Here is a 25,678-nt window from a genome sequence, read left to right as displayed (position 1 = left end):
GAAGGTCTTGGCGGGCAAAAAACAAGCCGAGGATTATACCTGAGCTATGACCTCACGCGCCAGTTGAGGTCGGGTTTGATGCGGAAACATTGCGACTTAGAAGGTCGCGCAGTTGATTTTTCTCTTCACTGCTCAGCTCGCTTTGACGGGCTTTCCTGAGCAACTGTTCCAGATTTCGCTCGCGTTGGCGGGCTGACAAGCTAGTAATGGTGTCGAAAAACTGTCGTTCAAGGTTATCCCCCTCGATCAGCCATTCCTTTTCAGCCAGTGCCTTGAGCAAGCGACCTTGTTCGGTCCCGTGCCAGCGAGCAATCAGCTGAAATGAGTTTAGCTTGGGATTCTTCTGTACGGCCTCAAGCAGTGCGACCAGCAACTGAGTATTGGAGTGGTCCTCGGCAGCGAAGTGCCCGGCGTCCTCGACTTTTTCCGCCAGTTGCGGGTGATGCAGTAGCGTGCGCAAAGCTGCCAGTGTTGGAGGTTCGACGGCGGCCGGGACGCGCGGGGCACGTGGTTGATCGCGATCGCCGCCACGCTTGCCTTTTTTGTCCCAGGGTTTGTTGTCCCATTTCTTGCCGCCAGCCCCCGATTTTTTCGGCGTCCATTCCTGTTGGGGGGCGTAGCTTTCCTGCGGTTGATGGTAGTCCGAATAGTCCGGCATGGCGTCGTAATCGATGCCTGGGTCATAGGCCGGTGGTGCTTCTTGCGGGGCGCTTTGCACCAGTTGGCTGACGGTTTCGCTGTTGAGGCCGGTGATTTCCATCAGGCGTTGGCGCATCAGCGTGCGCAGATTGGCGCCCGGTACCTTGTCGATCAGCGGTGCAGCGAGGGTGGCCATGTGGGCCTTGCCTTCGAGGGAGCGCGGGTCGGACTCTTCGATCAGTTGCTGGAAGAAATAGTCGGCCAGCGGCTGAGCGTGCTGGTTGATTCTTGCTTTGAACGCATCGGTGCCTTCTGAGCGAACCAGGGTGTCCGGGTCTTCGCCTTCAGGCAGGAACAGAAAACGTGCGCGTCTACCGTCCTGCAGGCTTGAGAGGGTCGACTCCAGGGCGCGCCATGCCGCGTTGCGGCCGGCCTGGTCGCCGTCAAAGCAGAACAGTACGTTGGGTACCACTCGAAACAGGCGCTTGAGGTGCTCTTCGCTGGTCGCGGTGCCCAGCGTTGCCACCGCATTGCGCAGGCCTTGCTGGGCCAGGGCGATGACGTCCATGTAGCCTTCGACCACGATGATTTCGTCGAGGTTGCGGTTGTTCTTGCGCGCCTCATACAAGCCATAGAGTTCCTGGCCTTTATGAAATACCGGGGTTTCCGGTGAGTTCAGGTACTTCGGCTTGTCGTCGCCAAGCACTCGGCCGCCGAAGGCGATGATGCGGCCCCGGCTGTCGCGGATCGGGAACATCACGCGGTCGCGGAAGCGGTCGTAGCGCTTGCCGGTTTCGGCGTTCTCGATCAGCAGGCCTGCGTCGATCATGGCTTTCTGCTGGAGCGTGTCGCTGCTCAGGTGTTTGAACAGGTTGTCCCAGCCGGGTGGGGCGAAGCCGAGTCCGAAGTCCCGGGCAATTTCGCCGGTCAGGCCGCGGCCTTTCAAATATTCGACGGCGGCTTTGCGTGCCGGGTGGCTTTTCAGTGCCTGGCGGTAAAAGTCGGCAGCGGCGGCCAGCAGCGGATACAGCGGCGAGTCAGTGGGTTGCCGGGGCTTGTGCGGGCGGCCGCTTTCCTCGCGGGGAATTTCCATGCCGGCGGCCTTGGCGAGTTCCTCGACGGCCTGGGGGAAATCCAGGTTGTCGTGGTCCATGATGAAGCCGAGGGCATTGCCGCCTGCGCCGCAGCCAAAGCAGTAATAGAACTGTTTGTCCGGGCTGACGCTGAAAGACGGGGTTTTTTCCTTATGGAAAGGGCAGCAGGCGGTGTAGTTCTTGCCGGCTTTTTTCATTTGCAGGCGCGAGCTGACCACGTCGACGATGTCGGTGCGGTTCAGAAGGTCGTCAATGAAGCTCTGGGGAATCAGCCCGGCCATGGCGTTCTCGTCATCACTGCTGGTAAGTGTAGGGCCCAGGCGAAGGGCGCGTTGATGCGGCCATGATTACGAGGCGCGACAAGGAGGCGACTCGACCGGTATCGACTGCGTATTCGCTGTTGGGGAGTGTATCTGCCGAAAATTCACTGACGTTAGCAGCAATCAGTATCCGACTGTTCGAAAGTGTTGCCCTGAGTCCGGTTGCGCCAAAAGTCAGGCTCGGATAGCTCAAAAGCGGGCACGCAAGCAGGTGCCTTGGGCTGATCGTCTGTTAGAGGAATCAGTAAGGTGTGCTCGTCAGTAGCCTTGGAAGGCTCGTCAGAAGAGACGTGCACGGCTGGCAAAAGAGCCAGGTCTGACGTGTGAAGCAGGTTTGTCTCGGTCGCGTGTGCGGCTTCGACAGTGAAGCATCAAGCGATATCCGCAAATGCCATAAGCCCGGCTGAGGGCCGGGCTTGGCAGAAGCTTGCTACGATCGTCTGTGGATTAGTACAGACGAACGGCGCGGCGCTGTTCGCGCTGAACTTTCTTGGCGTGACGCTTAACAGCAGCTGCTGCTTTGCGCTTACGCTCAGAAGTTGGCTTCTCGTAAAATTCGCGGCTACGAACTTCAGCCAGTACACCGGCTTTTTCGCAGGAGCGCTTGAAACGACGCAGAGCTACGTCGAAGGGTTCGTTCTCTTTTACTTTGACGGCTGGCATCCAGAGCTACCTTCATTCATTACCGGGGTCAACATCCTCGCGGCAAAAGAGCACTTGAAGACGTCGGTTTTTAAGGGTTGCGGATGTTAACCCCTCAACGCTCGGAATGCAAAGCCTCTGATCGAAAACCGCTGGTCGGGGCATCCCTTGAAGACTATTATGCGCGCCTTCGAATTTAGCCTAAACAAGGCGCAAACCCATGCTAGTACTGGGATTAGAAACCTCTTGCGACGAAACCGGCGTCGCATTGTACGACAGTGAAAAAGGCCTGCTGGCTGACGCACTGTTCAGTCAGATCGACTTGCATCGCGCCTATGGTGGCGTGGTGCCGGAGCTGGCCTCGCGAGATCACGTCAAGCGCATGCTGCCCTTGATTCGTCAGGTGTTGGCCGAAGCGGACTGTGTGCCGACCGAGATCGACGCCATCGCCTATACCGCGGGTCCTGGCCTGGTCGGGGCATTGCTGGTAGGCGCTTCCTGCGCCCAGGCGCTGGCATTCGCCTGGGGCATTCCGGCCTTGGGCGTGCACCACATGGAAGGTCATTTGCTGGCGCCGATGCTGGAGTCGCAGCCACCGGAATTTCCGTTCGTCGCTTTGTTGGTCTCGGGCGGTCATACGCAGCTTGTTCAGGTCGATGGTATCGGCCAATACGCGTTGTTGGGGGAAACCCTCGACGATGCGGCGGGTGAGGCATTCGACAAAACAGCGAAGATGATGGGGCTCAATTACCCTGGCGGTCCGGAAATCGCCCGTCTGGCTGCGCAAGGTGTGGCAGGACGTTTTGTCTTCCCGCGTCCGATGTGTGATCGACCTGGTCTGGCATTCAGTTTCAGTGGCTTGAAAACCTTTGCCCTGAATACCTGGCAGCAATGCGTCAGCGCTGGGGACGACAGCGAGCAAACCCGTAGCGACATCGCGCTGGCCTTCCAGGATGCGGTGGTGGAGACTTTGACCGTCAAGTGCAAGCGTGCGCTGAAGCAAGCCGGTATGAAGCGGCTGGTGATCGCCGGTGGCGTGAGTGCCAACAAGGCGTTGCGGGTTTCCCTGGAGAAAATGCTGGGTAGCATGAAGGGCGACGTTTACTACGCTAGGCCGGAGTTCTGCACCGATAACGGCGCGATGATCGCTTTTGCCGGTTGCCAACGCTTGCAAGCCGGGCAGCACGAGAGCCTGGCGATCAGCGTTCAGGCGCGCTGGCCGATGGAGCAGTTGTCACCCCTGTGATGTTTACTTGCGGTGGTTAGAAATGCCGTTCGCGCCCGGCAAACAGGTCACGTAGATTGCCGCGGTGGCGCCAGACGATCAGTGCGGTCAGTACGCTCATTGGTAACAGTGCAGCCGGCTCCTGCCAAGCCAGCAGTGGCAGGGTCAGGGGGGTGGCAATCAGTGCTGCCAGGGAGCTGGTGCGGGTGAGGTAGAAGGTCAGCAGCCAGCCGCCGATGGCCAGAAGTGCTGCCGGTGGGTACAGGCCCAGCAGCATGCCGGCCGCGGTCGCGACGCCTTTTCCGCCGCGAAAGCGGAAGTACAGCGGGAAGAGGTGGCCAATTACGGCACAGACGCCGATCCAGCCTTGTTGCTGGATCGGGAGACCCGCCAATGCGGCAAGCAGCACGGGCAGTAAACCTTTGAACAGATCACCGAGCAATGTCAGGACGGCGAGTTTTTTTCCGGCCAGGCGTAACATGTTGGTGGCACCGGCGTTGCCTGAACCACTCATTCGCGGATCGGGATTACCGGTCAGGCGGCTGAGCAAGATGGCGAAGGACAGCGAGCCGAGCAGGTAGGCGAAAATCGCCAGTGACCAAAACATGCTAACTATTCCGGGCGAGGACGCCCTGATTCTAACGGCGCATTGCGCCCTTGTCGTGCTGCGGAGAAAAGTGCTTGGACAGAGTGTTTATCGAGGGCCTGGAAGTCGACACGGTAATCGGTGCCTACGACTGGGAGCGTGGCATCCGTCAGTGTCTGCGTCTGGATCTGAGCTTTGCCTGGGACAATCGTCCTGCGGCAGCGGGGGATGATCTAACCCTGGCGCTCGATTACGCCAGTGTGTCGACGCGCATTCAGGATTTTGCCGAGCAAGCGCAGTTCCAGTTGGTGGAAACCTTTGCCGAGCGTCTCGCCCAGGTATTGATGAGTGAGTTCAAGATCACTTGGCTGCGTCTCAAATTGACCAAGCCAGGGGCCGTCCCGGCTGCCACCGGTGTAGGCGTGGAGATCGAGCGCGGATGTCGCTAACTCAGGTATTTCTCGGGCTCGGCAGTAATGTCGAGCGCGAAACTCATTTGCAGGCTGGACTGGAAGCACTCAGTGGCTTTTTGCGGGAGATGCGTTGTTCGCCAGTCTTCGAAAGCCAGCCAGTGGGAATCAAGAGCGGGCCGTTCTACAATTTTGTGGTCTCGGCGGTTACCGATCTGCCGCTGATAGAACTGGACCGCCGTCTGAAGTTCATCGAGGCGGACAACGGGCGTTATGCGCCAGACCGTAAAGGCTTGCCGCTGGACATCGACGTGCTGTTGTACGGCGATCTGGTGGGTAACTTCGATGGTCTGGTGCTGCCACGCGCAGAGATCCTGAAAAATGCCTTTGTGCTGTGGCCTTTGTCACTGGTTGCCCCGGACAGAGTGCATCCGGGTGTCGAGAAGCCTTTTTCGACCCTGTGGGAAGAGGCGCAGATCGACCAGGTGCTGGCGCCGGTTGCCTTCGCTTGGCGCGGTGAGCCGCTGACGCCTTCAAGCATGCTTTGATTATCGCGGGCGGCTCCAGTCTGCCCGCGATAGGCTTCAACCCAGGCTTGCCTGCTTGTAAGCCTTCAGCGCCTTGAGGCGTTCGCGCTTGATTGCCTCGCCCAGGTCCGGTCCCTTGAATCCTTGCGCCAGCAATGGCTGAACCGCGACGCTGCGAGCGGCCGCTGCCGCGCCCCGCAGGTAGTCCGCCTGTGGGTAACTCCTCTGCTCCAGGCCTTTGCGGCCTCGCGCATCCATTTCACAGGCAGCGATGAACTCTTCAAAGCGTTGCGGCCGGCGATAGACGTCAAAGCTTTGCAGCAGCTCTAGCAGGGTCGAGGGCTTCAGCTCCAGGGCGCGGTGCCCATGGGTGTGGTATTCGCCAACCAATAGTGCCAATTCCTGACAGTCACGAGGGGTCTTGAAGCGCTCGCTGACGGCTTTGATCAGTTTCAGGCCTTTTTGCTCGTGGGCAATGTGCCGTGGCCATTCGCTTTGCGGAGTCAGGCCCTTGCCCAAGTCATGGAGCAGACAGGCCCAGCGAACCGTCAGCGGTTGTTGGTGCAAGGCGGCTTGCTGCAGCACGCTGAGGGTATGCACACCCGTGTCGATTTCCGGGTGATGGGCGTCAGGTTGCGGCACGCCGAACAGGGCATCGACTTCCGGCATCAGCACGTTCAGCGCGCCGCAATCATGCAGCACCTGAATAAATACCTGAGGTTGATCTTCCATCAGCGCGCGGGAAATTTCCTTCCAGCTGCGTTCGGCCGTCAGGGCTTGCAGCTCGCCGGATTCGCTCAGTTGGCGCATCAGCGCAAGAGTGTCCGGAGCGACGCTGAAGCCGAGTTCGGCATAACGAGCCGCGAAGCGGGCAACGCGCAAGACTCGCAGTGGATCTTCGGCAAATGCCGGAGAAACATGGCGTAGCAGGCGAGCTTCGAGATCGCGCTGACCATGGTAAGGGTCGGTCAGTTGTCCATGATCGTCCTCGGCCATGGCATTGATCGTCAGGTCGCGGCGGATGAGGTCTTCTTCGAGGGTGACTTCCGGGCTGGCGTGAAAGGTAAAGCCGCCATAGCCACGACCTGTTTTACGTTCGGTGCGAGCCAGGGCGTACTCTTCTCCGGTTTTCGGGTGCAGGAACACCGGGAAGTCGGACCCCACGGGGCGATAACCCTTGGCGAGCATTTCGTCAGTACTGGCACCGACCACGACCCAGTCGATGTCGGTGACTGGCCGGCCGAGCAGGCGGTCACGGACCGCGCCGCCGACTTTATAAATCCGCATAAAAAACCTCCGTTAGCTCGACAGAATAACCCTTGCGTCGAGCTAACGGAGGTTTCGACAATTTCAAAGATGGATGACGGCCAGGTCGAGCCGGCCATAATCATTCTCGCCGTGCTCGGTCCTCGGTGGAACGTGATGGGTTTTCATGATCTGGTCACCCTGCAGAGTTTCCAGGTGTATGTCAAAACCCCATAGACGGTGCAGGTGCTTGAGGACTTCCTCGGTGGATTCTCCCAGCGGTTTGCGGTCGTGTTGTTGATGGCGCAGGGTCAGCGACCGATCGCCCCGGCGGTCGATGCTGTAGATCTGCACGTTGGGTTCGCGGTTGCCCAGGTTGTATTGCGCCGCCAGGGTTTCGCGAATGGTCCGGTAGCCTTCCTCGTCGTGGATTGCCGGCACCAGCAGGTCGTCCTTCTGATCGTCATCAAGGATGCTGAACAGCTTCAGGTCGCGGATCACCTTGGGTGACAGGTACTGCAGGATGAAGCTTTCATCCTTGAAGCTGCTCATGGCGAACTTGATGGCTGACAGCCAATCGGTCCCGGCTATTTCCGGGAACCAGCGGTAATCCTCTTCGGTGGGTTCTTCACACATGCGCCGAATGTCGCGGTACATGGCAAATCCGAGGGTGTAGGGGTTGATGCCGCTGTAGTACGGACTGTCGAACCCTGGCTGGAAGACCACGCTGGTGTGGGAGGTGAGGAATTCCATCATGAAACCGTCGGTCACCAGGCCCTCGTCGTACAGGTCGTTCATCAGGGTGTAGTGCCAGAACGTGGCCCAGCCTTCGTTCATGACCTGGGTTTGGCGTTGTGGATAGAAGTACTGGGCAATCTTGCGCACGATGCGCACGATTTCGCGCTGCCAGGGCTCCAGCAGGGGGGCGTGTTTTTCGATGAAGTAGAGGATGTTTTCCTGCGGTTCGGCGGGAAAGCGTGCGTTGTCTTTTTCGTTGTACTTGTCCGCTCCCTTGGGAATGGTGCGCCACAGATCGTTGATCTGCTTTTGCAGGTGCTCTTCGCGATCCTTCTGTCGACGCCGCTCTTCTTCGGCGGAAATCGGATAAGGGCGCTTGTAGCGGTCGACGCCGTAGTTCATCAGGGCATGGCAGGAGTCCAACAGGTCCTCCACGGCGTCAATGCCGTGGCGCTCCTCACACTGCATGATGTACTGCTTGGCAAACACCAGGTAGTCGATGATCGAACTGGCGTCGGTCCAGGTGCGGAACAGGTAATTTCCCTTGAAGAAGCTGTTATGGCCGTAGCAGGCATGGGCAACGACCAGTGCCTGCATGCAAATGGTGTTCTCCTCCATCAGGTAGGCGATGCAGGGGTCGGAGTTAATGACGATTTCGTAGGCCAGGCCCATTTGGCCGCGGCTGTAGGATTTCTCGGTGCTGAGGAAGTGTTTGCCGTAGGACCAGTGGTGGTAGCCCAATGGCATGCCGACGGACGCGTAGGCATCCATCATTTGTTCGGCGGTGATCACCTCGATCTGGTTGGGATAGGTGTCCAGCGCATAGCGGGCCGCGATACGGCTGATTTCGCGGTCGTAGGCCTGGATGAGCTCGAATGTCCATTCGGAGCCCGTGGAAATGGGTTGGCGCTTCTGCTCTTTGGCGGTCATGTCACTAACCTGCGCTGGAAGAGTTCACGGAAGACCGGATAGATATCCCCGGCCGAAACCAGCTGCTGCTGGGCAAACGTGTCGGAAAAGGCTTCGGCGATTCGCTCGTATTCGTACCACAACGCCTGATGTTCGCGCGGGGTAATCTCCACGTAAGTGTAGTACTGGACGAACGGCATGATTTGGTTGATCAGGATGTCGCGGCAAATCGGTGAGTCATCGTTCCAGTTGTCACCGTCCGAGGCCTGAGCAGCGTAGATGTTCCAGTCGTTGCTCGGGTAGCGTTCGGCCATGATCTCCTGCATCAGCTTCAGGGCGCTGGAGACGATGGTGCCGCCGGTTTCCCGTGAGTAGAAAAACTCCTCCTCGTCCACTTCGCGGGCGCTGGTGTGGTGGCGAATGAAGACCACGTCGATCTTGTCGTAATTCCGTTTCAGGAACAGGTACAGCAGGATGAAGAAGCGTTTGGCGATGTCCTTGGTCGCCTGGGTCATGGAGCCGGAAACGTCCATCAGGCAGAACATTACTGCCTTGGAGCTGGGGTTGGGCTGCTTGACCAGCAGGTTGTACTTGAGGTCAAAGGTGTCGAGAAACGGGACGCGGTGAATGCGCGCGCTCAGGCGTTCTATTTCTGCTTCGATTTCCTGGATATCGCCGAAGTTGTCCGGTTCTTCCTGCTTGAGTCGCGCCAGTTCCTCTTTGGCATCGCGCAGTTTTGCGCGGCTACTGCCCGACAGGGCGATACGCCGTGCATGGGCCGAACGCAGGGTGCGGATGATGTTGATCCGCGACGGGTTGCCCTCGTTACTGATCCCGGCGCGTACGGTTTTGAAGGTGTCGGTACCGGTCAGGTTGCGTTTGACCAGGTTCGGCAGTTCGAGGTCCTCGAACATGAATTCGAGAAATTCCTCCTGGGTAATCTGGAAGACGAATTCATCCATGCCTTCGCCGGAGTTGCCGGCCTTGCCCGGACCCTTGCCGCCCCCTCCGCCCTGTGGCCGGGCGATGTGTTCGCCACTGGTGAATTCCTTGTTACCAGGGTGAACCACCGTCTGTTTGCCACCGCGGCCGTGATGAAGCACTGGCTCGTCAATGTCGCGGCCGGGAATGCTGATCTGTTCGCCATGCTCCATGTCGGTGATGGAGCGCCGGCTCACCGCCTCTTCGACGGCCTTTTTGATGTGGTCACGGTAGCGTCGCAGGAAACGCTGACGGTTTACCGTGCTCTTGTTCTTGCCATTGAGACGTCGGTCGATCACATAGCTCATAGGCCCCTCCGGGGAGCTTCAAGTCGTAAGCGCCAAGCTGCAAGTGGAGGCGCCGTGTCACCGGCTTTCCCTTGCAGCTTGTGGCTAGAAGCTTGCAGCCGCGTCACTGCGACTTCCGGACCCTCAGATACCATTCAGACAACAGCCGCACCTGTTTGTCGGTGTAGCCACGCTCGACCATCCGGGTAACGAAATCGTTGTGTTTTTGTTGGTCCTCCTTGCTCGCCTTGGCGTTGAAACTGATGACTGGCAGCAGGTCCTCGGTGTTCGAGAACATTTTCTTCTCGATGACCACTCGCAGTTTCTCGTAGCTGAGCCAGGTCGGATTCTTGCCGTTGTTGTTGGCGCGGGCGCGCAGGACGAAGTTGACGATTTCGTTGCGGAAATCCTTCGGATTGCTGATGCCCGCCGGTTTTTCGATTTTTTCCAGTTCTTCGTTGAGCGCTACGCGGTTGAGAATTTCGCCGGTTTCCGGGTCGCGGTATTCCTGGTCCTGAATCCAGAAGTCGGCGTATAGCACGTAGCGGTCGAAGATGTTCTGTCCGTACTCGCTGTAGGATTCCAGGTACGCGGTCTGGATTTCCTTGCCGATGAACTCGATGTAACGCGGCGCGAGGTACTCCTTGAGGAAGCGCAGGTAGCGTTCGCGGGTTTCTGCCTGGAACTGCTCCTGTTCGATCTGTTGTTCAAGCACGTACAGCAAGTGCACCGGGTTGGCGGCGATTTCGTGTGGATCGAAGTTGAAGACTTTCGACAGGATCTTGAAGGCAAAGCGGGTCGACAGACCGTTCATGCCCTCGTCGACACCTGCACTGTCGCGGTACTCCTGAATCGACTTGGCCTTCGGATCGGTGTCCTTGAGGTTTTCGCCGTCATAGACGCGCATTTTTGAATAGATGTTCGAGTTCTCCGGCTCCTTGAGGCGCGACAGCACGGTGAACTGGGCGAGCATTTTCAGGGTGTCGGGCGCGCAATGGGCTTTGGCCAGGGAGCTGTTGAACAGCAGCTTGTCGTAGATCTTCACTTCATCGCTGACGCGCAGGCAGTAAGGCACCTTGACGATATAGATCCGGTCGATAAAGGCTTCGTTGTTCTTGTTGTTGCGGAAGGTGTGCCACTCCGATTCGTTGGAGTGGGCCAGCAGGATCCCGGTGAACGGAATCGCCCCAAGACCTTCAGTGCTGTTGTAGTTACCTTCCTGGGTAGCGGTCAGCAGTGGGTGCAGGACTTTGATGGGCGCCTTGAACATTTCGACGAATTCCATCAGGCCCTGGTTGGCCCGGCACAGGGCGCCCGAGTAGCTGTAGGCGTCGGCATCGTTTTGCGGGAATTCTTCGAGCTTGCGGATATCGACCTTGCCCACCAGCGCCGAGATGTCCTGGTTGTTTTCGTCACCAGGTTCGGTCTTGGCTACGGCGATCTGATTGAGGATCGACGGGTACAGCTTGACCACTCGGAACTGGCTGATATCACCGCCAAATTCGGCCAGGCGTTTGGTGGCCCAAGGCGACATGATGGTATTCAGGTAGCGCCGTGGGATGCCGAAGTCTTCTTCCAGAATCGCGCCGTCTTCGGTGGCGTTGAACAGCCCCAGAGGCGACTCGAATACCGGAGACCCCTTGATGGCGTAGAAGGGCACCTTCTCGATCAGCTGTTTGAGCTTCTCGGCCAGGGACGACTTGCCGCCGCCCACCGGGCCCAGCAGGTAAAGAATTTGCTTCTTCTCTTCCAGGCCTTGGGCGGCATGGCGGAAATAGGAGACGATCTGATCGATGCATTCCTCCATCCCGTGGAAGTCTTCAAAGGCCGGGTAGCGGCGGATCACCTTGTTGGAGAAGATGCGCGACAGCCTCGAATTGGTCGAAGTGTCGAGCAATTCCGGCTCGCCGATTGCCAGCAGCAGACGTTCGGCGGCAGATACGTAAGCGCTGCGGTCCTTTTTGCAGAGTTCCAGGTACTCCTGCAGCGAGAATTCTTCCTGGCGTGTGGACTCGAAGCGTTGTTGGAAGTGGCTAAAGATACTCATGACGTCACCTCGCTCGATACGTGGAGCCGACGTCGGATCAATCAGTCGATGCTGGTAAACAGCTGAAATATCGGCTGTTTTTTATCCCCCCAGAACACCTTCAAAGCTATCAACCCTGAAAGCTACTCCCGATGACCCGCTCGCCGGTGTACCGGCTCTCCCCTGTTTTGGATGGCCTGTGGCTAAGGATAGTTGGTAATCCGGGAGGTAAAGGGGCAATGCGCGATTTGTTATGAGCTACCGTTCGTCAGCCCACGGCAGGCGTGGGCCGGAGCGCTGAAAAAAATTATTCGGCGGTGCCTTGCGCTGTCTCCGAAGGGTAAGTCGTACGCCACAGTTCGAAGCCGCCGTCCATGCTATAGACGTCAGAAAAACCCTGGCTGACCAGGTAGGCTGCTGCGCCCTGGCTGGAGTTGCCGTGATAGCAGACGACCACTGTGGGTGCATCAAGGTCGGCGGCCGTGATGAAGGCGTGCAGGGAGTGGTTGTCCAGGTGTTTCGAGCCGCTGATGTGCAGCGCGGCGAAGGTCGCGGGGTCGCGCACGTCAACCACTACCGCACCTTGTGCGCGCAAGGCCTGGGCTTGTTCGGGGGGGATACGTTTGAATTCGCTCATGGCGGGTTCCTGGATACAGACTGAATGTGCAGCCTAGCGCTTGGCGCTGGCCGACTGGGGTTCGGGGGCAGGTGAGGCGACGGGTAGCGCGAGGTGGCCGTGCTCATCGCATTTGCAGCTGAGGCGTTCGCCAGTGTCAATGTTCATCAGGGTCATGGCACCACCCCAAACGCATCCGGTATCGAGGGCAATAATGCCGGGCTCGTCGCACTGGCCTTCGAGGGCTGCCCAGTGACCAAAAATGATCTTCAGGCCGCGGGTCTTGCGCTCTTTGTACTTGAACCAGGGGGCGTAACCGGGTGGGGCGGTGTCGGCGCCTTCCTTGCCCTTGAGATCAAGCTTGCCTTCGCTGGTGCAAAAGCGCATGCGAGTGAAATAGTTGGTGATCACTCGCAGGCGAGTTACGCCCTTGAGGTCGCTGTTCCATTTTGCCGGCTCATTTCCGTACATGCCGTCGAGATAGGGCGTGAAGAGGTTGTCATCGCGCAAGGCTGCTTCGACTTCGGCGGCGCACTTCAGGGCCTTGCGCAAGGACCACTGCGGCGGGATGCCAGCATGCACCAGAGCAATGTCGCGAATTTCATCGTAGTGCATCAGCTTCTGCTGGCGCAGCCAGTCGAGCAATTCCTTGCGGTCGGGCGCTTCAAGGATTTCGCGCAAGGTGTCATTTTTCTTCAGGCGTTCGATGTTATGACCAGCGGCCAACAAGTGCAGGTCGTGATTGCCCAGCACGCACACCAGCGACTGGCGGATGCTGTAGAGAAAACGCAGGGTTTCCAAAGATTGCGGGCCACGATTGACCAGATCACCGACCAGCCACAAGCGGTCCGTTTGCGGGGCGAAGGCCACCTGTTTGAGCAGGCATTGAAGCGGCTCCAGGCAGCCCTGCAGGTCGCCAACTGCATACGTCGCCATCAGTGCAGGGCTCCAGGCACCGCGAGGCGGAAGGGCGCGATGATGGCGTCGAAGTGTTTACCGTCTTCGGCGCACATCTGATAGCTGCCCTGCATATTGCCTACACGGGTGGTCATCACGGTGCCGCTACTATAGGTGTGGCTCTGGCCGGCTGCGATCAGCGGTTGCTGACCGACCACGCCGGCGCCACGCACTTCTTCGACATGCCCGTCACCGTCGGTGATGATCCAGTGCCGCGAGAGCAGTTTGGCCGGCAGCGAGCCGTTGTTCTGGACGGTAATGGTGTAGGCGAAGGCGAAACGGTTCTGCTCGGGTTGCGACTGTTCTGCCAGAAAGCGGGTGACGACGCTGACGTCGACCTGATAACGAGGATCGGACATGCAAGAAGGCCTTAAAAGCAAAGCGGGACGCGGGGCGTGACTGAATATGCAGCAGTCTAGGCCAAGTATCGGGTAGTAAACCAGACTGAGGGGCTGGTGTCCTACCCGATCACGCTTGCAGCCGGTCAGATAGCGGCAGGCTGCTCGGCGACTTGCTCGCTGAGCTTATCGGCCAGGCGCACGAAAGCCGCCAGGTCGAGTTGTTCCGGACGCAGGCCGCCATCGACGCCGGCGGCTTCGATTTCAGCGTTGCTCAACAGGGCCTTGAGGGTGTTGCGCAGGGTCTTGCGCCGCTGGTTGAAGGCTTCGCGAACGACGCGCTCGAGCAGGCGGTGATCCTTGGCGGGGTGTGGCAGGACGGCATGGGGCACCAGGCGCACGATGGCCGAGTCGACTTTCGGCGGCGGATTGAAGGCGCCAGGGCCAACGTTGAACAGGTGTTCCACGCGGCAATGGTACTGAACCATGATCGACAAACGGCCCCAATCACCGCCACCAGGACCGGCCGCCAGGCGCTCGACCACTTCCTTCTGCAGCATGAAGTGCATGTCGCGGATGATCCCGGCGTTGTTCAGCAGGTGGAAAATCAGCGGCGTGGAGATGTTGTAGGGCAGGTTACCAACTACGCGCAGACTGTTCGGCGCGGCATTCAGGGTGTTGAAGTCAAACTTCAGCGCATCGCCCTGGTGCAGGTTGAAATTGCTCTTGCCCGCGAACTGATCGTTGAGGATCGGGATCAGATCCTTGTCCAGCTCCACGACGTCCAGCTGCGCGCCGCTGTTGAGCAGACCCTTGGTCAGTGCGCCCTGGCCCGGGCCGATTTCCAGCAGGCGGTCGTCGGCCTTGGCGTGGATGGAGCGCAGGATGCGGTCAATGACTCCGGCGTCATGCAGGAAGTTCTGGCCGAAGCGCTTGCGCGCGCGGTGTTGGTAATGCTCGGTCATAAACGGGTCTCGGCCATCTGATAGGCGGTTTCCAGGGCGACTTGCAGGCTGCCGGTGTCGATCCGCCCGCTGCCCGCCAGGTCCAGGGCGGTGCCATGGTCGACGGAGGTGCGAATGATCGGCAAGCCAAGGGTCACGTTGACTGCCGCGCCGAAGCCTTTGTACTTCAGCACGGGCAGGCCCTGGTCGTGGTACATCGCCAGCACTGCGTCGCAGTGTTCCAGATATTTGGGGGTGAACAGAGTGTCGGCGGGCAGGGGGCCACGCAGGTCCATGCCCTCGGTACGCAGACGCTCAAGGGTGGGTTCGATGATATCGATTTCTTCATGGCCCAGGTGTCCGCCTTCACCGGCATGCGGGTTGAGTCCGCAGACGAGAATGCGTGGCTGGGCAATGCCGAACTTTTGTTGCAGGTCGCTGTGCAGGATCCGCGTCACGCGCTCCAGGCGATCAGGGGTGATTGCATCGGCAATCTCGCGCAGCGGCAGGTGGGTGGTCACCAGGGCGACCCGCAGGCCGCGCGTGGCAAGCATCATCACCACTTGGGCAGTGTGGGTCAGGTCGGCGAGGAATTCGGTGTGTCCGGAGAAGGCAATCCCGGATTCGTTGATCACACCCTTGTGCACCGGCGCGGTGATCATCCCGGCGAAGTCGCCGTTCATGCAGCCCTGGCCGGCACGGGTCAGGGTTTCCAGGACAAAGGCGGCGTTGGCCGGGTCCAGTTGCCCGGCAGTAACCGGCGCATTGAGCGGCGTATCCCAGACATACAGGCTGTTGGCCGGTGCCGGGGCATCCGGCCATTGGTCGGGAGTCACGCTGATCACATCAACCGCCACACCCAGTTGCGCGGCCCGCTCAAGGAGCAGGTCGCGGCTGGTAATGGCAATCAGGGGGTGTGGCTGTGCTTGCGAGGCGAGCAGCAGGCACAGGTCGGGACCTATGCCGGCTGGTTCACCGGGTGTCAGCGCGAAGCGTGTGGGCTTCACTGCGCTGCCTGGTCGACGCCAGGGAGTTTGATTTCAACGTAGGCTTCGTCACGGATCTGACGCAGCCAGGTTTGCAGCTCTTCGTCGTACTTGCGGTTACGCAGCACGGTCATTGCCTGTTGTTCGCGAGCCTGGGTGGTGCTGTCGGTGGCGCGACGGCCAAGGACTTCCAGTACGTGCCAGCCGTAAGGGCTCTTGAACGGTTTGGACAGGGTGCCTTGCGGTGTCTTGTCCATGACCGAGCGGAACTCGGGAACCAGCGCATTCGGGTCGATCCAGTTCAGGTCGCCGCCGTTAAGGGCCGAACCCGGGTCTTCCGAGTAGCTTTTTGCCAGTTCAGCAAAGTCTTCGCCCGCTTCAATACGCTCGTAGAGCTTCTCGGCCAGGCGCTTGGTTTCGGCTTCGCTGCGGATTTCGCTTGGCTTGATCAGGATGTGACGGACGTGGACTTCGTCACGTACCTGATTGCCGCCGCCGCGTTTTTCCAGCAGCTTGAGAATGATGAAGCCGCCAGGCGTACGCGCAGGCTGGGTCACATCGCCTACGGCCATGGCGCTCAGCTCGCGGTCGAACGGAGGTGGCAGTTGCGCGGCTTTACGCCAGCCCATGTCACCACCTTCCAGGGCGTTGTCGCTGGCCGAGATGGCGATTGCGGTTTGGGCGAAGTCAGCGCCTTGCTTGAGCTTCTGGTAGGTTTCCATGGCCTTGCGTGCGGCGCTCTGAATCGCTTCGGAGTTAGCGCTTTCCGGAGTAGGAATCAGGATATTGGCCAGGTGCAGCTCTTCGGAGAGTTGCATCTTGCCCAGGTCCGAGGCGAGGAAGTTCTTCACTTCCTGCTCGGATACCTGGATGCGCTCGGCCACACGGCGTTGACGCACACGGCTGATGATCATTTCACGGCGAACCTGATCGCGGGCGTCTTCATAAGACAGGCCGTCGCGGGACAGGGCGGCGCGGAACTGCTCCACGGTCATGTTGTTGCGCTGGGCAATGGTGCCAATCGCCTGGTTCAGCTCTTCATCGGTAATGCGGATACCTGAACGTTCGCCGATCTGCAGTTGCAGGTTCTCAACGATCAGGCGTTCCAGTACCTGCTGCTCCAACACGTTGGCCGGTGGCACGGCGGAGCCGCGCTTGGCGATGGTTTGCTGGACTTCGTGAACCCGCTGGTCCAGTTGGCTTTGCATGACGACGTCGTTATCGACGATGGCCACGACCTTGTCGATGGACTGCACCGCGGCGCTGGCCGCGGTACTCAGGAACAGCGCGCCCAGCATCAGCGGGCGCAGACAATCAGAAAGCTTGGTCTTCACGTTCACGATAACCTTGGATGCCTTTGTCGAGGAAGCTCTCTACTTTGGTGCCAACAACGCCACCGAGACCTTTCAGAACGATTTGGAGGAAAATGCCGTGGTCGCCTTTCTCGTTTTGCGGGGCTTCCTGACTGAATTCGTCGTAGGAAACCCAGTAACGGTTGATCAGGCGCAGTTTCCAGCAGCAGTTGTCATATTCGAAACCACCGAAGGCTTCCAGCGTACGGTTGCGGTTGTAGTCGTACTGCCAGCGGCTGATGGCGTTCCATTGCGGCACGACAGGCCAGATGACCGAGAAGTCGTGCTGTTGGATCTTGTAGTAGTCCTTCACGTAGCCAGGCTGCCCCGGAGTGCCATAGTCGCCGCCAAACTGCCATTTACCGGTGTTCTGGTTGTAGATCACCTGGTCGTTGCGATAGCGATAGCCGGCGTTGATAACCTTGTTCGGGTTGTCTTCAGGCTGGTAGTGGAACATCGCACTGCCCGAGCGAGGGCTGTGGCTGTCCGGGTCCCAGTTGTAGTCGGCGGTAGTGCGCCAATCGCGGTTCCAGCGGTATTCGTATTCCAGGGCATAAGGCGAGACGTTGGCTTGCGCGTCTTTGCGGTCTTTTGCATCGATACCCGGCAATTGGACTTCGCGATCCTTGAAGTACATGGCCTGGCCGACGCTGATGCGTTGACGCTCGAAGCCGTTGTCTTCGATCCAGCGGTTGGTCACGCCCAGCGATAGCTTGTTCTCGTCACCGACACGGTCGGAGCCCGAGAAGCGGTTGTCGCGAAACAGCGAGGCGTAGTTGAAGGTGTATTCGCTGGTGTCGAATACTGGAATGTCTTCCTGGTTCTTCTCCGGGACGTAGAGGTAGAACAGGCGGGGTTCCAGGGTCTGGCGGTAGTTCTTGCCGAACCATTGGGTATTGCGGTCGAAGTACAGGCCGCTGTCAATGCTGGCGATTGGCACGGCACGGTTCTGGTTGCTGTCGAATTGGCCGTTGACGTTGTCAATCCCATTGGCGGCGGCATCCGCATTCTGAGCCGCAATCTGGGTTTTGCCGATACTGTCCAGGTCCAGTTGGTACTGAGTGTATTGGTATTTGAGCTGCGGCTTGACGAAGCCGTATGTCCAATCAAGCGGCAAGCTGACCGTAGGCGCCAGGTTCAGGCGATCACCGGTGGCGCGCGCCAGGCCCTGGATGTTGTTGTCCAGGCGTGGAGATGCAACGCCATCTTCATCCACGAAATCGCCGTTCTGCAGATCCCGATCAAAGCGCACCAGTTCTGTCTGGTAGGCGAAGTTCAGCCCGCCTGGCGTTTGTGGCAGGAAACCGTTGAAGGTGATCTGCGGCAAGCGGTTGTACGGTGTGAGGTTGGATACCGACGCCAATTCAAAGGCCTGGGCATTGATACGTGCCGTGTAGGTGTCGCCACGGTAGCTGACGGCACCTTGCTGGTTGACGAAATCGGAAACGCTTTTCACACCCAACTGATCGGTCTGCAGATCCTGGAAGTAGTAAGGATCGCTGATCTTGGTGTAATCGACTTCGGTCATGACCCGCGAATCCAGGCCACCCTTGTGCTGCCAGTTGTACATGTAGCGGGTTTTTTCGTAGTCGGACTGCAGCTTGCGGTCGTCGTCTTCGTCGTTCAGGTAGGCGGCACCGAGCTGACCTTCACTGGACTCGGTCAGGTAGCGGAATTCGCCTTCCATCAACAGGCCGCGCTTGCTCATGTAGCGCGGGTACAACGTGGCGTCATAGTTCGGCGCCAGGTTGAAGTAGTACGGAGTGACCAGCAGCATCCCGGTATCGCTGCCGCTGCCGATGGTCGGCGGCAGGAAGCCGGACTGGCGACGGTCGTCGATCGGGAAATAGATGTACGGGGTGTACAGGACCGGAATGTCCTTGACCCGCAGTGTCACGTTGGTCGCGGTGCCGAAACCGGTCGCCGGGTTCAGGGTGATGTTGTTGCCCTTGAGCTGCCAGGCGTTGCTGTTCGGCTCGCACGTGGTGTACGTACCATCCTTGAGGCGGATGATCGCGTTCTCGGCACGCTTGGCGTACAGCGCGTTACCGCGGACACGGGATTTGTGCATCACGTATTCGGCGTTGTCGACCTTGGCTTCACCGGTGTCGAGCTGTACATCGGCGTGATCGCCGACGATCAGCGCACCGTTGTCGCGTACTCGCACGTTGCCATTCAGTTCGCCACGGTTCTCGGCCTGGTACAGATTGGCCTCGTCGGCCTCGACCTGCATGCTGCCCTGACGCATGACTACGTCACCGGCGAGGCTGGCGATCTGCTGGTCTTGCTGATAACGAGAGGCCTTGGCACCGATAAAGGTTGGCGCATCGCTTTTGTTCGTCTTGTCATTCATGCCAGGACGAGTCGGTTCGACGTAGGCACCCGAGCAATACGGACCGGTTTCGGCCAGTTGCGCAGCGGTGAGCTGTTCACGCGGGACCCAGTCGAGGTGACTGTAGTCGGCACTGCGTGACTTCAGGCCGCGGCCCTTGGCCTCGGTGACCAGTACCGGCTTGTCGGCGGTATCGCTGTCGACAGTGGTCTCGGTCGCCGATCCGTTCTCCGAGCTGACTGCGCTGGCATCGTGTACCGGGCGAGGAGGCAGTTGGGCGGCGTTGGCTTTCGGTGCGCAATTCCAGGCACCCGAAGCAGAGACTGAGCAGTCATACTGTTCCGCGGCGACCACGAAGGAAGTGGCGAGTGGTTGCAGGGCCAGCAGACTGCCGGTGACCAACAACGGAAATTTTTTACGAAACGCGGGGGATTTCAATGCCATCTTATTAGTCCGGGCTTCCTGCGTGCCATCTGCCCGCGGTGTGGGCCGCACGCCTCTCGATGGTCTGAAAAAGATGCTGGATAATAAAGCATGACCCGCTTGACGGCTAGCGCCGTCGGAGACCCTTGCAATGCCTGACCAAGATGTACGCTTGCAACACCTGAAAGTTTGGCTCGATGAGCAGTTGGCAACGGTTTTTGCCAATGAAGGTTGGGGAGCCGTCCCCCCGGGAACCTTGACTGCCGCCAGCAGCGACGCGAGTTTCCGCCGTTACTTCCGCTGGGAAGGCGAGGGCAGGACCTTTGTTGTAATGGACGCACCACCGCCCCAGGAAAACTGCAAACCCTTCGTCGATATCGCCTTTTTACTGGGTAAATCCGGTATCAACGTGCCGAAAATCTACGCCGAGGACCTCGAGCGCGGCTTTCTTTTGCTCAATGACCTGGGCAACCAGACCTATCTGGACGTGATCAACGGCGAAAATGCCGATGACTTGTTCAAGGACGCCTTGCAAGCACTGCTGGCTTTTCAGCAGTTGCCGATGGTTGCGCCACTGCCCAGCTATGACGTGGCGCTGTTGCGCCGTGAACTTGAGCTGTTCCCCGAGTGGTACGTGAAGCGCGAACTGGGCGTGGAGTTCGATTCGCACCAGCAAACGCTGTGGCAGCAAGCCAGTGATCTGCTGATCGACAGCGCACTCGCGCAGCCAAAAGTGCTGGTGCACCGTGACTACATGCCGCGCAACCTGATGATCAGCCAGCCTAACCCCGGCGTACTGGATTTCCAGGATGCCGTGTATGGGCCGGTGACCTATGACGTGACCTGCCTGTTCAAGGATGCCTTCCTCAGTTGGCCAGAAGCCCGGGTGCGTGGTTGGCTGGAGGATTACTGGCAGCAGGCCGGCGCACTGAATATTCCCGTGCAGGCGGATTTCGAAGACTTTTTGCGTGCCAGCGACCTGATGGGGGTGCAGCGGCATTTGAAAGTGATCGGGATCTTCGGCCGCATCTGCCATCGCGATGGCAAGCCGCGCTACCTGACTGACGTACCGCGTTTCTTTGCTTATATAGAAGCGGTACTGGCGCGGCGACCGGAGTTGGCGCCATTGGCCGAGTTGCTGGCGAGCCTGCGTCCATCCGCCGGAGCTGCGCAATGAAAGCGATGATTCTGGCGGCGGGTAAGGGCGAGCGTATGCGGCCCTTGACCCTGACTACCCCCAAGCCGCTAGTGCGCGTGGGCGGCGTGCCGTTGATCGAGTACCACCTCAAGGCGCTGGCAATGGCTGGCTTCACTGAAGTGGTGATCAATCATGCATGGTTGGGTCAACAGATCGAAGATCACCTGGGCGATGGTTCGCGTTTTGGCCTGACGATTCAGTACTCGCCGGAAGGCGAGCCGCTGGAGACCGGCGGCGGGATTTTCCGTGCCTTGCCATTGCTGGGCGACCAGGCGTTTGTGGTGGTCAACGGCGATATCTGGGCCGATTACGATTTCACTCGCCTGCGCCAGCCGCTCGCCGGCTTGGCGCATCTGGTATTGGTCGATAACCCGGACCATCACCCGAGTGGTGACTTCACTCTGGCTGACGGGCAAGTGCGGGATGCCCTGCCTGATGCGGCAACTCTGACCTACAGCGGTATTGCCGTGTTGCATCCGCAGCTCTTTGCCGGCTGCACCGACGGCGCGTTCAAGCTGGCGCCGCTGTTGCGCGAGGCCATGGCACAGGGTCGGGTCAGCGGCGAGCGATTGCACGGGCAGTGGGTGGATGTCGGCACCCACGAGCGCCTGGCGCAGGTCGAACATTTGCTGCAAGCGGGTCGCTGAGATGTTGTGGCCAGGGACTCTGATTGGAGCCGGAGCCGGTTTTGCCATCGCCAGCATTCCGGGGGCCATGCTCGGCGCTCTCTTGGGCCAGGCGCTGGATCGCCGATTACAACTGCAAAGCCTTGGGCATCTGCGTGAGCGTTTGGGGGGACGCCCGATGCTGCGCAACGACGAACTGTTGTTTGTGCTGCTCGGGCGTTTGGCCAAGAGTGACGGTCGGGTGGTGGATGGTCATATCTATCAGGCGCGCCAGGAAATGCGCGCGTTGGAGATGAATGACTTTGCACAGAAACGGGCGATTGCTGCGTTCAATCGCGGCAAGACCGGAAATGATCGCTTGCGCGGTTATTTGCGCCGATTAGGTGTGCAACCCCATGCGGCTGAAGGGGTGTTGCGAGCTTGCTGGCGGATGGTCTGGGCAGACGGACGTGGCGGCAGCGCGGAGCGTGAGTTGCTGGCCCAGTGGGGCAAATGGTTGGGCTGGACGCCCGAGCAGGTGCAGGCACTGGCCAGTGATTACGAGCCGCGCAAACGACCTTTGCCCAACAGTGGAGAAGCGTACCAGGAGGCGATGCGCATGCTGGGTGTCTCGGTGACCAGTGAGCCTAGCCAGATCAAACGCGCCTACCGCCGTCTATTGAGTCGCCATCATCCGGACAAAATTGCCGGCAGTGGCGCTTCGCCGTCGCAGGTGCGTGAGGCCACGGAAAAAACCCGCGAGCTGCATAACGCCTACACACTGATTCGCCAGCGCCGGGATTTTCGCTAGGCCTGCGCGGATCTTTACTCCGACTTTTGTGGACTGAGCCAGCCACGTACCCGACGTACCAACTGTTCCTGTTCGGCAGCGTTGTTGCCGGGCAGGGCGTTGAGTGACACCTGGCGAAAGTTCGCTTCCTTGACGCGCTTGCTGGCCTGCTGGCGTTCCTGGGCGGCACGCTGCAGCAGCGGTTTGTCGTTGTAGTAGAGGTCCAGGGTGGCCAACTTCAACCCGGCTGTCAGCTCGGCCAGCCCGCTAGCCTGTGTGGGCGGTACCTGGGCCGCAACCATTACCAGCCTGGCCACTTGCGCCGGCTGTTTTTCACTCAGGTAACGTGCGGCCCAATAGGCCCCGGTGCCATGTCCGAGAAGGACGATACTGCGAGCATTCTGTTGTTCGGCAAAGGCCACGGCGGCGTCAATGCGCGCATAGATGCGCTGCGCGTCGGCATTGATCAGCTCATCAGCGGTTTGCGCTGCGGGGTGATCAGTCCCCTCGTCCTCACCGCCGGCCACTTGCTCGATGGGCGCAGCGGTACTGGCATCCTTGTCAGGTGTTGCGCTGGTCAGCGGTGCTGGAGTGCTGTCGAGAATGCGTGGCACCGGGGCATTGCTTTGCAGGTCGGGCAGAGTGAGACTCAGGCTGCCCCAGTCGGCATCGGGCAATTTCTGGCGCAAGGGCGCAATTGCTTGTGGCCAGTCAGCTGTTTCACCGCTGCCAGGCAGGATAATCACCACGCCCTGGGCTTCACTGGTGTTGGCCGGCTTCCACAGGGCGAGGAAGGTTTCGCTGCCGACCTGCAACTGTTGCTGCTCTTGGGCTGGGACCGTACGTTGCAGGGCTGCGGCTTCCTCCTGGCTACGCTCCGACAAAGCCTGGCGTTGCTCGGGTTGTGTCTCGACGGAAGCGGGGGCCGGTTCGGCGGCTTGCACAGAAAGGGCGCAAGGCAATATCAGCGACAGGCACAATGCGGGCAGTGCCGTGCGGTAGACAGGGGGCATCGGATATTCCAGGCCAGAAGTAATCCCGGCAGCCTAATGGGTTGGTCAGTATTTGTCAGTGTGTGAGAGTTCGGATGAAGCGTCTTCGCTGCCTGTTGGTTATCGGCTGTTTTTGCCTTCCCTTGATGGCGTGGGCGGTCTCCACGCCACCTGCGCGCGTTGCGCAGTTGAGCAGCGAACAACGCGAATGGCTGGCGCAGCACAGCGAGTTGCGGGTGGGGGTGGTGCTGCAGGCCCCTTACGCCCAGTACGACCGGCGCTTGCAGCGCTTGTCCGGGGCCAATGTCGAATTGATGCAATGGCTGGCCAGCGCGTTGAAGATTGAGCTGAGCTGGCGCAACTTTCCGGATGTGGCGCAACTGGAACAAGCGGTGCGAGAGGGCGAGGTCGATTTGGCTCCCGGTCTGACCCAGACGCCCGCCGGCCTGCGTTTGTGGCAATTCACCGACCCTTATATGCGCGTGCCGCAATTGGTGGTCAGCCAGCAGAAAGGCGCGGGTGCGGTTGACCTGGAGAAGCTTGACCCGCAAACCCGTGTCGCGGTGCGCATGCCCAGTGCAATCGCCGACTATTTGCGCAGCAATTACACCCATCTCAATCTGCAAGGTGTGCCGCTGGAGCGTCAGGCTTTGCAACTGCTGCTGAGCCAGCAGGCGCGCTACGCGGTGATCGACGAGGCGCAACTGAGTCGCTTGTCCGCTGAAGCGGAATTTGCCGGGCTGGCGGTGGTTGGCGATATCGGTCTGCCGCAGTTGCTGCGGGTCGCCACTCGTCGTGACTGGCCGCAACTGGCCGGTATCATCGAGAGTGCCCTGCACGCCATCCCAGCCAAAGATCTGGAGCAGTTGCACGCGCGTTGGTTGCAACCCAAATACCCGCGCTTGTCCGAGTCTGCGGTGTTCTGGAAAAACCTTTGCCTGCTGCTGGCGGTGCTGATGCTCAGTGCCATGGCCATTGTGATTTGGCAGCGCCGCCAGCAACATGTGCTGGAACAGCGACTGCTCGCCGCCCGCGAAGACATTGCCCTGCGCACCGCCAGCGAGGAGGCGTTGCGCCTGACGCAGTTCTCCATCGATCAAAGCACGGTGGGGATTCTCTGGGTCAATTGGGACAGCCATGTGCGCTACGCCAACCGCGCCGCCGAGGACATGCTTGGCTACGTACCGGGCGGGGTGATCGACCGGCCCTTGATTGATTTCGAGCCCAATCTGCACATGGACCGTTGGCTGAGCCTGTGGAAGCGCGCACGGGCCAGCGAAGAGGGGCCGCAGAGCTTTGAGACCAACTGCGTGCGCGCCGACGGCAGCATCCTGCCGGCCGATGTGAGCCTGAGCTTCCTGCGCTTTCGCGACAGTGAGTATCTGGTGGTCTACCTCAATGACGTCACCGAGCGCCGTCGCGCCCTGGCCGCCTTGCGTGAAAGCGAGGCACGCTTGCAGGGGATTGCCGCCAACGTACCAGGCTTGGTCTTCCGTCTTGAGCGGGCGCCAGTGACAGGACAGATCGATTTTGCCTACATCAGTGAAGGCAGCGAGAGCCTGGTGGGTTACTCGCCGACCATCCTCAGCCATCGCGATATGGGGCTGCGCAGCCTGGTGCATCCGGACGACAAGGCCAGCTATCACCAGACTCAGGACCATGCGCTGGACACCGACAGCGACTGGTCGTGGCAAGGCCGAATCCTGACGCGCCAGGGACAACAACGCTGGGCGGAAATCAAGGCGATTACCCGTCAGCTCGACGATGGCGCCTACGTCTGGGACGGAATTGTCTGGGACATCAGCGAGAGCAAGCGAATCGAGCTGGAACTGGCCAGCTCTCGCGAGCAATTACGTGAATTGTCGGCGCACCTGGAGAGCGTGCGAGAAGAGGAAAAGGCACGTATTGCCAGGGAGGTTCATGATGAGTTGGGTCAGATGCTGACGGTGCTCAAGCTTGAAACGTCGATGTGCGAACTGGCTTACGCCGAGCTCGATCCGGGCCTGAGTGAACGGCTCAACAGCATGAAGCGCCTGATCGCCCAGCTGTTCCAGTTGGTGCGCGATGTGGCTAGCGCGTTGCGTCCCCCGATTCTGGATGCCGGTATAGCCTCCGCCATTGAGTGGCAGGCGCGGCGTTTCGAGGCGCGGACCCAGATCCCGTGCCTGGTCCAGGTGCCGGACAACCTGCCGGTACTCAGTGACGCCAAGGCCATTGGCTTGTTCCGGATCCTTCAGGAAGCCCTGACCAATGTCATGCGCCATGCCCAGGCGCATACTGTGGAACTGACGCTGGCGCTTGAGAGCGATGTGTTATGCCTGACGGTCAGCGATGATGGCGTCGGTTTTGTCGCATCAATGAGTAGGCCGACATCTTTCGGGTTGGTCGGCATGCGTGAACGAGTGTTGATCATGGGCGGTACGCTGGTGCTCGAGAGCATGCCGGGAGAGGGCACCTCGCTCAAGGTGCGGGTGCCGTTGCGCGAAGTCTGCAACTGAGTTTTGGGGGAGAAGTCT

At 59.7% G+C, this 25,678-nt stretch carries 22 protein-coding genes; 7 read left to right on the top strand and 15 right to left on the bottom strand.

What is annotated here, in order from left to right; translation table 11 throughout:
* Positions 1-52 precede the first annotated feature (52 nt).
* Together dnaG and rpsU are read right to left on the bottom strand one after the other, a co-directional pair.
* Positions 53-2,014 carry a DNA primase gene (gene dnaG / locus KW062_RS26750; protein WP_027617158.1) on the bottom strand — a complete coding sequence of 654 codons (1,962 nt, stop codon included), beginning with the start codon at positions 2,012-2,014 and terminating at the stop codon, positions 53-55.
* Between the two features lie 486 nt (positions 2,015-2,500).
* Positions 2,501-2,716: a 30S ribosomal protein S21 gene (rpsU, locus tag KW062_RS26745; RefSeq protein ID WP_002551877.1), complete on the bottom strand. Its 216-nt coding sequence runs from the start codon at positions 2,714-2,716 to the stop codon at positions 2,501-2,503.
* 199 nt (positions 2,717-2,915) lie between these two features.
* Here rpsU and tsaD point away from each other — a divergent pair, with 199 nt between their 5' ends.
* Positions 2,916-3,941 (top strand): tRNA (adenosine(37)-N6)-threonylcarbamoyltransferase complex transferase subunit TsaD, encoded by a 1,026-nt coding sequence (tsaD, locus tag KW062_RS26740; RefSeq protein WP_027617160.1) that lies wholly within the window; start codon positions 2,916-2,918, stop codon positions 3,939-3,941.
* A gap of 16 nt (positions 3,942-3,957) precedes the next feature.
* Here the strand turns inward: tsaD and plsY are convergent, their stop codons facing one another.
* Positions 3,958-4,527: a glycerol-3-phosphate 1-O-acyltransferase PlsY gene (plsY, locus tag KW062_RS26735; protein ID WP_027617161.1), complete on the bottom strand. Its 570-nt coding sequence runs from the start codon at positions 4,525-4,527 to the stop codon at positions 3,958-3,960.
* Between the two features lie 74 nt (positions 4,528-4,601).
* Here plsY and folB point away from each other — a divergent pair, with 74 nt between their 5' ends.
* Both folB and folK read left to right on the top strand, forming a co-directional pair.
* Complete coding sequence (gene folB, locus KW062_RS26730) at positions 4,602-4,955, top strand: dihydroneopterin aldolase (RefSeq protein WP_027617162.1); 354 nt, start codon at positions 4,602-4,604, stop codon at positions 4,953-4,955.
* Positions 4,946-5,464: a 2-amino-4-hydroxy-6-hydroxymethyldihydropteridine diphosphokinase gene (folK, locus tag KW062_RS26725; RefSeq protein ID WP_027617163.1), complete on the top strand. Its 519-nt coding sequence runs from the start codon at positions 4,946-4,948 to the stop codon at positions 5,462-5,464. Before folB ends, folK begins: the two co-directional genes overlap by 10 nt.
* A 36-nt stretch (positions 5,465-5,500) precedes the next feature.
* On the opposite strand, the gene KW062_RS26720 is transcribed toward folK, so the two are convergent.
* The 11 genes from KW062_RS26720 to KW062_RS26670 form a co-directional block, all read right to left on the bottom strand.
* Positions 5,501-6,730 carry a multifunctional CCA addition/repair protein gene (locus tag KW062_RS26720; RefSeq protein ID WP_105755168.1) on the bottom strand — a complete coding sequence of 410 codons (1,230 nt, stop codon included), beginning with the start codon at positions 6,728-6,730 and terminating at the stop codon, positions 5,501-5,503.
* Positions 6,731-6,793: 63 nt separating this feature from the next.
* Positions 6,794-8,356, bottom strand: coding sequence for a SpoVR family protein (locus KW062_RS26715; protein ID WP_027617165.1), 1,563 nt, complete (start codon positions 8,354-8,356; stop codon positions 6,794-6,796).
* Positions 8,353-9,624, bottom strand: a complete 1,272-nt coding sequence (locus tag KW062_RS26710) for a YeaH/YhbH family protein (protein ID WP_027617166.1) — start codon at positions 9,622-9,624, stop codon at positions 8,353-8,355. Before KW062_RS26710 ends, KW062_RS26715 begins: the two co-directional genes overlap by 4 nt.
* Positions 9,625-9,727: 103 nt before the next feature.
* Positions 9,728-11,650 (bottom strand): PrkA family serine protein kinase, encoded by a 1,923-nt coding sequence (locus KW062_RS26705; protein WP_027617167.1) that lies wholly within the window; start codon positions 11,648-11,650, stop codon positions 9,728-9,730.
* A 286-nt stretch (positions 11,651-11,936) separates the two neighbouring features.
* Positions 11,937-12,266: a thiosulfate sulfurtransferase GlpE gene (gene glpE / locus KW062_RS26700; protein WP_027617168.1), complete on the bottom strand. Its 330-nt coding sequence runs from the start codon at positions 12,264-12,266 to the stop codon at positions 11,937-11,939.
* Between the two features lie 33 nt (positions 12,267-12,299).
* Positions 12,300-13,181, bottom strand: a complete 882-nt coding sequence (locus KW062_RS26695; protein ID WP_105755167.1) for a symmetrical bis(5'-nucleosyl)-tetraphosphatase — start codon at positions 13,179-13,181, stop codon at positions 12,300-12,302.
* The gene (gene apaG / locus KW062_RS26690; RefSeq protein ID WP_105755166.1) at positions 13,181-13,561 is read right to left on the bottom strand and encodes a Co2+/Mg2+ efflux protein ApaG; all 381 of its coding nucleotides are present in this window, start codon (positions 13,559-13,561) and stop codon (positions 13,181-13,183) included. The genes KW062_RS26695 and apaG overlap by 1 nt, the downstream gene beginning before the upstream one ends.
* Before the next feature lie 125 nt (positions 13,562-13,686).
* Positions 13,687-14,505 carry a 16S rRNA (adenine(1518)-N(6)/adenine(1519)-N(6))-dimethyltransferase RsmA gene (gene rsmA / locus KW062_RS26685; RefSeq protein ID WP_027617171.1) on the bottom strand — a complete coding sequence of 273 codons (819 nt, stop codon included), beginning with the start codon at positions 14,503-14,505 and terminating at the stop codon, positions 13,687-13,689.
* On the bottom strand, positions 14,502-15,491 hold the full coding sequence (gene pdxA, locus KW062_RS26680; protein WP_105755165.1) for a 4-hydroxythreonine-4-phosphate dehydrogenase PdxA: 990 nt from the start codon (positions 15,489-15,491) through the stop codon (positions 14,502-14,504). The genes rsmA and pdxA overlap by 4 nt, the downstream gene beginning before the upstream one ends.
* Positions 15,488-16,804, bottom strand: coding sequence for a peptidylprolyl isomerase (locus tag KW062_RS26675; RefSeq protein ID WP_146118236.1), 1,317 nt, complete (start codon positions 16,802-16,804; stop codon positions 15,488-15,490). Before KW062_RS26675 ends, pdxA begins: the two co-directional genes overlap by 4 nt.
* Positions 16,785-19,598, bottom strand: a complete 2,814-nt coding sequence (locus tag KW062_RS26670; protein WP_105755163.1) for an LPS-assembly protein LptD — start codon at positions 19,596-19,598, stop codon at positions 16,785-16,787. Before KW062_RS26670 ends, KW062_RS26675 begins: the two co-directional genes overlap by 20 nt.
* Positions 19,599-19,728: 130 nt before the next feature.
* Between KW062_RS26670 and KW062_RS26665 the strand changes: the two genes are divergently transcribed.
* Genes KW062_RS26665 through KW062_RS26655 form a run of 3 tightly spaced genes read left to right on the top strand, consistent with a single transcriptional unit; the run spans position 19,729 to position 22,191 of the window.
* Positions 19,729-20,754, top strand: a complete 1,026-nt coding sequence (locus tag KW062_RS26665; RefSeq protein ID WP_105755162.1) for an aminoglycoside phosphotransferase family protein — start codon at positions 19,729-19,731, stop codon at positions 20,752-20,754.
* Positions 20,751-21,422 carry an N-acetylmuramate alpha-1-phosphate uridylyltransferase MurU gene (gene murU, locus KW062_RS26660; protein ID WP_027617176.1) on the top strand — a complete coding sequence of 224 codons (672 nt, stop codon included), beginning with the start codon at positions 20,751-20,753 and terminating at the stop codon, positions 21,420-21,422. Before KW062_RS26665 ends, murU begins: the two co-directional genes overlap by 4 nt.
* Before the next feature lies 1 nt (position 21,423).
* Entirely contained in the window at positions 21,424-22,191 is a 768-nt protein-coding gene (locus tag KW062_RS26655; protein ID WP_105755161.1) for a DnaJ domain-containing protein, read from the top strand.
* A gap of 14 nt (positions 22,192-22,205) precedes the next feature.
* Here the strand turns inward: KW062_RS26655 and KW062_RS26650 are convergent, their stop codons facing one another.
* Positions 22,206-23,183 carry an alpha/beta hydrolase family protein gene (locus KW062_RS26650; RefSeq protein ID WP_027617178.1) on the bottom strand — a complete coding sequence of 326 codons (978 nt, stop codon included), beginning with the start codon at positions 23,181-23,183 and terminating at the stop codon, positions 22,206-22,208.
* A 74-nt stretch (positions 23,184-23,257) separates the two neighbouring features.
* Here KW062_RS26650 and KW062_RS26645 point away from each other — a divergent pair, with 74 nt between their 5' ends.
* Positions 23,258-25,660, top strand: coding sequence for a PAS domain-containing sensor histidine kinase (locus KW062_RS26645; protein WP_105755160.1), 2,403 nt, complete (start codon positions 23,258-23,260; stop codon positions 25,658-25,660).
* The last annotated feature ends 18 nt before the right edge of the window (positions 25,661-25,678 follow it).

The sequence above is a fragment of the Pseudomonas fluorescens genome, from assembly GCF_019212185.1.
Classification (GTDB): Bacteria; Pseudomonadota; Gammaproteobacteria; order Pseudomonadales; family Pseudomonadaceae; genus Aquipseudomonas.
Note: the sequence above shows the minus strand (reverse complement) of the source record. Positions and strands in the feature narration are given on the sequence as shown.

Excerpts from the sequence above, each read along its gene's own strand:
- dnaG (WP_027617158.1), bottom strand. The coding sequence starts at position 2,014 with ATGGCCGGGCTGATTCCCCAGAGCTTCATTGACGACCTTCTGAACCGC.
- rpsU (WP_002551877.1), bottom strand. The coding sequence starts at position 2,716 with ATGCCAGCCGTCAAAGTAAAAGAGAACGAACCCTTCGACGTAGCTCTG.
- folK (WP_027617163.1), top strand. The coding sequence starts at position 4,946 with ATGTCGCTAACTCAGGTATTTCTCGGGCTCGGCAGTAATGTCGAGCGC.
- KW062_RS26665 (WP_105755162.1), top strand. The coding sequence starts at position 19,729 with ATGCCTGACCAAGATGTACGCTTGCAACACCTGAAAGTTTGGCTCGAT.
- murU (WP_027617176.1), top strand. The coding sequence starts at position 20,751 with ATGAAAGCGATGATTCTGGCGGCGGGTAAGGGCGAGCGTATGCGGCCC.
- KW062_RS26710 (WP_027617166.1), bottom strand. The coding sequence starts at position 9,624 with ATGAGCTATGTGATCGACCGACGTCTCAATGGCAAGAACAAGAGCACG.
- tsaD (WP_027617160.1), top strand. The coding sequence starts at position 2,916 with ATGCTAGTACTGGGATTAGAAACCTCTTGCGACGAAACCGGCGTCGCA.
- KW062_RS26670 (WP_105755163.1), bottom strand. The coding sequence starts at position 19,598 with ATGGCATTGAAATCCCCCGCGTTTCGTAAAAAATTTCCGTTGTTGGTC.
- KW062_RS26715 (WP_027617165.1), bottom strand. The coding sequence starts at position 8,356 with ATGACCGCCAAAGAGCAGAAGCGCCAACCCATTTCCACGGGCTCCGAA.
- KW062_RS26705 (WP_027617167.1), bottom strand. The coding sequence starts at position 11,650 with ATGAGTATCTTTAGCCACTTCCAACAACGCTTCGAGTCCACACGCCAG.
- apaG (WP_105755166.1), bottom strand. The coding sequence starts at position 13,561 with ATGTCCGATCCTCGTTATCAGGTCGACGTCAGCGTCGTCACCCGCTTT.
- glpE (WP_027617168.1), bottom strand. The coding sequence starts at position 12,266 with ATGAGCGAATTCAAACGTATCCCCCCCGAACAAGCCCAGGCCTTGCGC.
- rsmA (WP_027617171.1), bottom strand. The coding sequence starts at position 14,505 with ATGACCGAGCATTACCAACACCGCGCGCGCAAGCGCTTCGGCCAGAAC.
- KW062_RS26645 (WP_105755160.1), top strand. The coding sequence starts at position 23,258 with ATGAAGCGTCTTCGCTGCCTGTTGGTTATCGGCTGTTTTTGCCTTCCC.
- KW062_RS26655 (WP_105755161.1), top strand. The coding sequence starts at position 21,424 with ATGTTGTGGCCAGGGACTCTGATTGGAGCCGGAGCCGGTTTTGCCATC.
- KW062_RS26695 (WP_105755167.1), bottom strand. The coding sequence starts at position 13,181 with ATGGCGACGTATGCAGTTGGCGACCTGCAGGGCTGCCTGGAGCCGCTT.
- KW062_RS26650 (WP_027617178.1), bottom strand. The coding sequence starts at position 23,183 with ATGCCCCCTGTCTACCGCACGGCACTGCCCGCATTGTGCCTGTCGCTG.
- plsY (WP_027617161.1), bottom strand. The coding sequence starts at position 4,527 with ATGTTTTGGTCACTGGCGATTTTCGCCTACCTGCTCGGCTCGCTGTCC.
- KW062_RS26720 (WP_105755168.1), bottom strand. The coding sequence starts at position 6,730 with ATGCGGATTTATAAAGTCGGCGGCGCGGTCCGTGACCGCCTGCTCGGC.